General features: G+C 73.8%; 9 protein-coding genes. 1 reads left to right on the top strand and 8 read right to left on the bottom strand.

Going from position 1 to position 7,428, the window contains the following annotated elements; genetic code table 11:
- From ACZJYS_RS21095 to ACZJYS_RS21085, 3 genes are all read right to left on the bottom strand, one after another.
- On the bottom strand, positions 1-1,091 hold a 1,091-nt coding region (locus tag ACZJYS_RS21095), incomplete at its 3' end, for a DEAD/DEAH box helicase (protein ID WP_493180224.1).
- Positions 1,092-1,156: 65 nt separating this feature from the next.
- Entirely contained in the window at positions 1,157-1,657 is a 501-nt protein-coding gene (locus ACZJYS_RS21090; RefSeq protein ID WP_493180223.1) for a hypothetical protein, read from the bottom strand.
- On the bottom strand, positions 1,654-2,148 hold the full coding sequence (locus ACZJYS_RS21085) for a hypothetical protein (RefSeq protein ID WP_181377954.1): 495 nt from the start codon (positions 2,146-2,148) through the stop codon (positions 1,654-1,656). Before ACZJYS_RS21085 ends, ACZJYS_RS21090 begins: the two co-directional genes overlap by 4 nt.
- A gap of 146 nt (positions 2,149-2,294) precedes the next feature.
- Between ACZJYS_RS21085 and ACZJYS_RS21080 the strand changes: the two genes are divergently transcribed.
- Complete coding sequence (locus ACZJYS_RS21080; protein WP_109515024.1) at positions 2,295-3,074, top strand: OBAP family protein; 780 nt, start codon at positions 2,295-2,297, stop codon at positions 3,072-3,074.
- A 46-nt stretch (positions 3,075-3,120) separates the two neighbouring features.
- On the opposite strand, the gene pcaB is transcribed toward ACZJYS_RS21080, so the two are convergent.
- From pcaB to ACZJYS_RS21055, 5 genes are all read right to left on the bottom strand, one after another.
- Entirely contained in the window at positions 3,121-4,473 is a 1,353-nt protein-coding gene (gene pcaB, locus ACZJYS_RS21075) for a 3-carboxy-cis,cis-muconate cycloisomerase (RefSeq protein ID WP_493180222.1), read from the bottom strand.
- A 5-nt stretch (positions 4,474-4,478) separates the two neighbouring features.
- A complete protein-coding gene (gene pcaG, locus ACZJYS_RS21070) occupies positions 4,479-5,033 on the bottom strand; it encodes a protocatechuate 3,4-dioxygenase subunit alpha (RefSeq protein WP_109515026.1) in 555 nt (184 codons plus the stop codon).
- On the bottom strand, positions 5,030-5,746 hold the full coding sequence (gene pcaH / locus ACZJYS_RS21065; RefSeq protein WP_493180220.1) for a protocatechuate 3,4-dioxygenase subunit beta: 717 nt from the start codon (positions 5,744-5,746) through the stop codon (positions 5,030-5,032). Before pcaH ends, pcaG begins: the two co-directional genes overlap by 4 nt.
- Positions 5,743-6,900 (bottom strand): bifunctional 3-oxoadipate enol-lactonase/4-carboxymuconolactone decarboxylase PcaDC, encoded by a 1,158-nt coding sequence (pcaDC, locus tag ACZJYS_RS21060; protein ID WP_493180219.1) that lies wholly within the window; start codon positions 6,898-6,900, stop codon positions 5,743-5,745. Before pcaDC ends, pcaH begins: the two co-directional genes overlap by 4 nt.
- 83 nt (positions 6,901-6,983) lie before the next feature.
- Positions 6,984-7,428, bottom strand: a 445-nt coding sequence (locus ACZJYS_RS21055) for a TRAP transporter large permease subunit (protein ID WP_493180218.1), incomplete at its 5' end; no start/stop codon positions are given.

The raw sequence follows: 7,428 nt of genomic DNA, 5'->3' as shown, positions 1-7,428 counted from the left end.
TTGGCCGGCACCAGCGCGGCGCGGCTGGCCTCGTCCATGCGGTGGTTGGCGCGGCCCACGCGCTGCAGCAGCCGCGCCACGCCCTTGGGCGCGCCGACCTGGATCACCTGGTCCACCGCGCCCCAGTCGATGCCGAGGTCGAGCGAGGCGGTGGCGACCACGGCGCGCAGCTTCCCCGCCGCCATCGCCGCCTCCACCTTGCGGCGCTGCTCGACGGTGAGCGAGCCGTGGTGCAGCGCGATGGGCAGGTTGTCCTCGTTCAGCCGCCACAGCGCCTGGAAGGCCAGCTCCGCCTGGGCACGGGTGTTGACGAAGACGATGCTCACCGCCGCCGCGCGCAGCCGGGCATAGACCTCGGGCATCGAGGCCAGCCCCATATGCCCGCCCCAGGGCAGCCGCCCCTCGGGCAGGATGACGTCGAGCGCCGGTGCGGCGCCTCCGGTGGCGCGCACCAGCCGCACGCTTTCGGGCCGGGCGTCCGGCGCCACCCAGGCCGCGATCGCCTCGGGGTGGGCCACGGTGGCGGAAAGGCCGACGCGGCGCAGCCGTGGCGCCAGGGTGGAGAGTCGCGCCAGGCAGAGCGCCAGCTGGTCGCCGCGCTTGCCGCCGGCCAGGGCGTGCACCTCGTCCACCACGGCGCATTCGAGATTGCCGAACATCGCCGCCGCCTCGGGCAGGGAGAGCAGCAGGGTCAGGCTCTCCGGCGTGGTGAGCAAAATGTGTGGCGGCTCGGCGCGCTGGCGGGCGCGGCGGTTGGCGGGGGTGTCGCCGGTGCGGGTCTCGATGCGGATATCGAGGCCCATCTCCTCGACCGGCGCCGTCAGGTTGCGGGCGATGTCCACCGCCAGCGCCTTCAGCGGCGAGATGTAGAGCGTGTGCAGCCCCTCATGCGGGGTGCCGGCCCGGGCCGCGCGGTGCAGGCCGGCCAGGCTGGGCAGGAAGCCGGCCAGCGTCTTGCCGCCGCCGGTGGGGGCCACCAGCAGGGCGGATTCCCCCGCCTCGGCGGCCGCCAGCATGGCCAGCTGGTGCGGGCGGGGGCGCCAGCCGCGCGCGGCGAACCAGCTTGCAAAAGGTTCCGGCAATGTTCGCATCGGTGGGGGCGGATATGGCGGTGTTTCCACCCCCTGCCAAGCTTGGCCTTTCCGGCCGGGGGCGTTTACTGCAACGCGCCCCAGCGATCGACCGCCGGCTCCGCGCTGGCCCATTTCCAGCCCTCCGCCTGGCGGCAGGCGGTGGCGACGAACAGCCCCTCGGGCGGCGCCTCCGGCTTGTCGCCGGCCACCGAGAACAGCACCTCGCGGCAGGCGGCCAGCGGCGTGTCGATCACCCGCGTCACCTGGAGCTGTCCGGTGGCGTCGCTGTAGCCGAAGGGCAACTCGTGGGCGATCTGCCAGGGGCGGCTCTCGCCCGGCGCCATCTCGCCGGCGGCGCGGGCGATGGCGTCCTGCTCGTCCCGCTTCAGCCCGCGCATCCAGCCGCCGATGGCGGCGTTGGTGGCGGAGCGGACGCCGAGGCCCACCGCGTAGCCCACCGCCGGGTTGGCGGTGACGGCGCCGGTGGTGGCGCCCGAGACGCCGCCGGCGATGCCGCCGATCAGGTCGCAGCCGCCCAGCAGCAGCGCGCCCAGCGGCAGCGCCGCCAGGGAAAGGCGCCTCACTGCAGCGCCCCCCAGCGCTCGGTGGCCGGCTCGGCGCTGGCCCATTTCCAGCGCGTGCCGTTCTGGCAGATGATGGCGGTGTAGAAATCGGCCGCCTGCTTCTCGGCCTCCACCGAGAAGACGATCTCGCGGCAGCGCAGCGAGAGGGCGCCGATCTCGCGGCTGACCGTCACCTGCCCCGCGCGGTCCTCGGCGATGGGCAGGCTGTGGGCGATCGACCAGCGCGCCACGCGGCCCGCCGGCAGCGGCCCGGCGGCGCTGGCGATGCTGTCCTGCTCGGCGCGCTGCAGGCGGCGCTGGGTGTATTGCAGCCCCGCCCGCGCCGCCGACTGCACGCCGATGCCGATGCCGGCGGCCACCGCGCCATTGTCCGTCACCGCGTCGGCCAGGGCGGCGCCGCCAATGCCGGCGAGGTCGGCCGAGCCTTCCGAGAGCACGGCGTTGCAGCCCGGCAGGACTGCCAGCAGGGCAAGGAGGAACACGGGCTTCATCGTTGGGCATCCCTCCCGGGCCATGGGTCTGGCTTCCGGGATAGCCCGGTTTTCCACCCCGGGCCAAGCCCGGCCCTGGCCCGGAGGCGGGAACGAGCGCGTGCCCGCCCGGTTCCGACCCCATCGCCACGGACCGGGAGGATGCCATGAACCGCCTGAAATCACCGACGGGCCGCCGCGCCTTCGGCGCCAGCCTGGCGGCCGGGGCCGGCGCCCTGCTCTGCGCCTGCGGCCAGGCGCGCGCCCAGCACGCGGCGGCGCCGGAGGTGCCGGGCGGGCCGCCCTCCACCCGCAGCCGGGCGCTCGGCGCGGGGGCGGCGCTGCTGCAGGCCAAGGCGCCGCTGAACGCCATGGACCTCTACCTGAACGGCTTCCACTTCTACGCCGACGAGGCGGGCCGCCCGGTCGAGGCGCACCACTACTGCACCCACCTGACCGAGGAGATGCACCAGTGCGTCATCTTCGACAGCAACGAGGAAGGGGCGCGGCTGATCGGCATCGAGTACATCGTCTCGGAGCGGCTGTTCCGCGAATTGCCGGAGGAGGAGAAGCCGCTCTGGCACAGCCACCACTACGAGACCACCTCCGGCCAGCTGGCCATGCCCGGCGTGCCGGAGGCGGTGGAGACGGTGGCGATGCGCCAGCTCTCCACCACCTACGGCAAGACCTGGCACACCTGGCAGGTGGACCGTGGCGACGCCCTGCCGCTCGGCATCCCGCGGCTGATGATGGGCTACACCGCCGACGGCCAGCTCGACCCGGCGAAGCTCGCGGCGCGGGACGAGAAGCTGGGCATCGACACGGCGGCGAAGCGCCGCGCCCGCGCCGAGATCCCGGTGCCGGAGGTGGCCCCCGGCGCCAATGCCTGGGAAGGCGGCCAGACCCCGCAGCTCCGCCTCGAGCAGGTGCCCGTGCGGAAGCCTTGAGCCTGCGGCCGGGGGAGGGGAAGCCCTTCTCCCTCCCCGGCGGTGGCTACGGGTCGAGCCGTTGCAGCACCCGGTCGATGAAGGCGTCCGTCGCGCCCAGGTAGTTGGCCGGCTCGGTCAGCCGGGCGATGGCCGCCTCGTCGAGCGCCGCGCTGATGCATTCGTCGCGGCGCAGCGCCTCGGCCAGCGGGATGGAAGCCGCCAGGGCCACGTCGCAGGCATGGTGCACCGCATCATGCGCCGTGCCGCGGCCGATCAGCTCGGCCAGCGCCATCATCACCGCCTCGGCCATGATGAGGCCGCCGCTGGCATCGAGGTTGCGGCGCATCCGGGCGCCATCCACCGTCAGCCCCTCGGCGATGGTGACGGCCTGGGCCAGCGCGCCATGCGCCAGGGTGAAGGCCTGCGGCAGGGCCAGCGGCTCGGCCTGCCAGGGGCCGGTGCCGCGCTCCTGGTCCACCGCCATGGCGCCGAGCATCTGCGGCACCAGCGCGTGCACGCCACGCGCCTGCGCCAGCACGTATTCGCAGGCGATCGGGTTGCGCTTCTGCGGCATGGTGGAGGATCCGCCGCGCCCCGGCGCGTGCGGCTCGAACACCTCCGCCACCTCGCTCTGCATCAGCAGCATCACGTCCGTGGCGAGCTTGGAGAGCGCGCCGGTGAGCAGGCCGAGGAAGCAGACGGCCTCCGCCATGGTGTCGCGCGCGACATGCCAGGGCGCGTCCGGCATGGCGAGGCCGAGCTCCTCCGCCAGCGCCTCCGCCACCTCCAGCCCGCGCCCGCCCAGCGAGGCGAGGGTGCCGGCGGCGCCACCGAACTGCACCTTCAGCAGGCGCGGCAGCAGCTGGTCCAGCCGCTCCCGCATGGTGATCAGCGGCGAGAGCCAGATGGCGCATTTGTAGCCGAAGGTGACGGGCAGCGCGTGCTGCAGGTGGGTGCGCCCCGCCATCACCAGCCCGCGGTGCTCCCGCGCCTGCCGGGCCAGCGCCTGGTTCAGCCGGTCCAGGTCGGCGCCCAGCAGCGCGAAGGCCTCGCGCAGCTGGAGCACGATGGCGGTGTCCATGATGTCCTGGGTGGTGGCGCCCCAATGGGTCCAGCGCCCCGCCTCGGTGCCGGCGAGCAACGAGAGCTGCTTGACCAGCCCCACCACCGGGTAGCCGGTGTTGCGCGTGGCGCGCGCCAGCGCCGGCAGGTCCAGCTTCTCGATCGAGGCCACCTCGGCGATGGCCGTGGCGGCTTCCTCGGGGATGATGCCGAGCCGCGCCTGGGCGCGGGCCAGCGCCGCCTCCACCGCCAGCATCTGCCCGATGAAGGCCCGCTCGCCGATCACCGCCCGCATGGCATCGGTGCCGTAGAGGACGGAGAGCACGGCGCCATCGGCTGGGTTGACGGAAAGCATGCGGCTCAGATCTCCAGGAACACGGTTTCGCCCTCGCCCTGCAGGCGGAGGTCGAGCACCCAGCGCGCCGCGCCCTCGGGGCGGGCGATCAGGGTGGCGCGGCGCTCCGGCTCGGCGATGGCGGCGAGCAGCGGGTCGGTCTCGTTCAGCGCCTCGCCCGCGAAGTAGAGGCGGGTGACGAGCGGCTTCAGCAGCCCGCGGGCGAAGATGGAGAGTGCCACATGCGGCGCCTGCCAGCCATTGCCGCCGCCGGCCGCCGGCACCGGGCCGGGGCGCAGCGTGACGAAGCGGTAGCGCCCCTCGCGGTCGGTGGCGCAGCGGCCGAAGCCGTGGAAGGCGCCGTCGTAGCGGCCATCCGCGTCGGCCTGCCAGATCTCCACCATCGCATCCGTCACCGGGCTGCCGGCGCCGTCGGCGATGCGCCCGGCCAACTCGATGCGGCTGGTAGCGAGGCCGGCATTCGGCCCGTCGGCACGCAGCAGGTCGGCCCATTCGGGATGGTCGATCAGGTGCCAGTAGGGGCCGGCGGTCTGGCTGGCGGTGGCGCGCGCGCCGCTCATTCCGGGTGGTCCTCCTCGAAGGGCGTCGCGGCACGGCCACGGAGCACGATATCGAACCGGTAGCCCAGCGCGTGGTTCGGCTGGGTGATGCCGAGGTCGAAGCGCGCCACGAGCCGCTCCCGCGCGGCGGCATCGGGCGTCGCGTTGAAGATGGGGTCGAGCGGCAGCAGCGGGTCGCCGGGGAAGTACATCTGGGTGATCAGCCGCTGCGCGAAGCCGGCGCCGAACAGGCTGTAGTGGATGTGCACCGGGCGCCAGGCATTGTGGTGGTTGCCCCACGGGTAGGCGCCGGGGCGGATGGTGGTGTAGCGGTACCAGCCTTCCTCGTCGGTGAACACCCGCGCCTGGCCGAGGAAATGCGGATCGAGCGGCGCGTCATGCGTGTCGCCGGGGTGGGCGTAGCGGCCGGCGGCGTTGGCCTGCCAGATCTCCAGCATGGTGCCGCGGAGCGGGCGGCCATCCTCGTCCAGCACCCGGCCGGCGACGATGATGCGCTCGCCCACCGCCTCGCCGCCGGCATGGCGCGTCATGTCGGGCATCGGCGCGTAGAGGGCCGGGCTCATCGCCGGCGCGGTGGTCTCGGTGGGGCCGTGCGGCACGCGCAGCAGCGGGCGCACGGGGTGGCGCAGCCGCGTGCTGCCGTAATCCGGCACGTCGTACTCCGGCTGGGTGCCGGGCCGGGGCCGGCGATAGCCGTCCGGGCTTTCGGTCATGTCGCTTCCTCCATGGCGCGCAGCGTCTCCTTGGCGAGCTTCAGCGCGTGATTGGCCACCGGCACGCCGGCATAGGCGCCCACCTGCAGCAGCAGCTCGGCCAGCTCCTCCGGCGTCACGCCGGTCTGGCGCGTGGCCTTCACATGCAGCACGAACTCCTCATGCCGGCCGAGGGCTGCCATCATGGCGAGCGTCAGCAGGCTGCGCGTGTGGCGGGAGAGGCCGGGGCGGGTCCAGATCTGCCCCCAGACGTTGCGGGTGATATAGTCCTGGAAGGGCGCGTCCAGCGCGGTGACGGCGGCGCTGGCGCGCGCCACATGCGCCTCCCCCAGCACGGCGCGGCGCACGGCGAGGCCCGCCTCCAGCGGGTCCGGCGCGGGTGCGGCCAGGGCGCCGAGATGCGCCAGCATCGCCGCCGTCACCGTCTCCGCCGCCTCGTAGTTCGGGATGTGCCGCATCCCTGGCAGAACGACGAGGCCGGCGCCGGGGATGCCGTCGCGCAGCGCCTCGGCCGCCGCGATGGGGGAGGCCGGGTCCAGCTCGCCCACCAGCAGGGTGGTGGGGGCGCGCACGCGGCCCTCCACCCCGGCGGCGCGCGCGTCGCGCAGGGCGGCGGCGGCGCCGGCATAGCCCTCCGCGTCGGTGCGCAGCAGCATGGTGCGCAGGCCGAGGCCGGAGGGCGCGTCGGGCTGCGACACCCAGCGCGGCATCACGGCATCGGCCAGCACCTGCGTGCCCTCGGCCCGCACGGCGTCGATGCGCGCCTGCCAGGTGGCGGGGTCCGGGTACTCCAGCGCGGCGCCGATCAGCAGCAGGGAAGCGACGCGTTCCGGGAAATCCGCCGCCAGCTGCAGCGCGATGCGCCCGCCGATGGAAAGCCCCGCCACATGCGCGCGCGTGATGCCCAGCGCGTCGAGCAGCGCCACCACGTCCCGCGCCAGCCCCTGCATCGTGTGGTCGCCCGGCGTCACGCCGGTGAGGCCGTGGCCGCGCATGTCGGGGCGGATGACGCGGAAGCACCGCGCCAGGGCCGGGGCCTGCGGGTCCCAGACATGCTGGGTGGTGCCGATGGAGTGCAGCAGCACCAGCGGCGGCGCATCCTGCGGACCCTCGACGACGCAATGGACCAGATGATCCGCAATCTGGATGAACATGGCTTTTGCCGATCCGCCTTGTATCGATGTGCCGCGACGGTCGCGCCCGCGGTGGCGCCGGTCAATACCCCGTGAAATGCGGCTCAGCCCAGCCACCGCACCAGCGCAAGGGACAGCGCCGGAAAGGCGACGCAGAGCAGCAGCCTTACCACGTCCATGGCCAGGTAGGGCAGCACGCCGCGGTAGATGCGGGCCATCGGCACGTCCCGCGCCAGGGCGGCGACGACGAAGACGTTCAGCCCGATCGGCGGCGCGGTGAGGCCGATGCCCACCACCACCAGCACCAGCACGCCGAACCAGATCGCCGTCTCCTCCGGCGTCAGGCCGAAATCGAGCGCGGTGACGACGGGGAAGAAGATCGGCAGCGTCAGCAGGATCATCGCCAGCTCGTCCATCACCGCGCCGAGCACGATGTAGCTGAGCAGCAGCAGCGCCAGGATGCCGTAGGGCGGCAGCGCCTGCTCCGAGATCCACAGCGCCAGCAGGTCGGGCGCCTGGGTCAGCGCCAGGAAGGCGTTGAACACCTCG

The organism is Roseomonas sp. TS2 (assembly GCF_058833935.1).
The sequence above is the reverse complement of the archived record's forward strand: the minus strand, read 5'-3'. Positions and strand labels throughout refer to the sequence as shown.

Excerpts from the sequence above, each read along its gene's own strand:
- ACZJYS_RS21085 (WP_181377954.1), bottom strand. The coding sequence starts at position 2,148 with ATGAAGCCCGTGTTCCTCCTTGCCCTGCTGGCAGTCCTGCCGGGCTGC.
- ACZJYS_RS21080 (WP_109515024.1), top strand. The coding sequence starts at position 2,295 with ATGAACCGCCTGAAATCACCGACGGGCCGCCGCGCCTTCGGCGCCAGC.
- pcaB (WP_493180222.1), bottom strand. The coding sequence starts at position 4,473 with ATGCTTTCCGTCAACCCAGCCGATGGCGCCGTGCTCTCCGTCCTCTAC.
- pcaG (WP_109515026.1), bottom strand. The coding sequence starts at position 5,033 with ATGAGCGGCGCGCGCGCCACCGCCAGCCAGACCGCCGGCCCCTACTGG.
- pcaH (WP_493180220.1), bottom strand. The coding sequence starts at position 5,746 with ATGACCGAAAGCCCGGACGGCTATCGCCGGCCCCGGCCCGGCACCCAG.
- pcaDC (WP_493180219.1), bottom strand. The coding sequence starts at position 6,900 with ATGTTCATCCAGATTGCGGATCATCTGGTCCATTGCGTCGTCGAGGGT.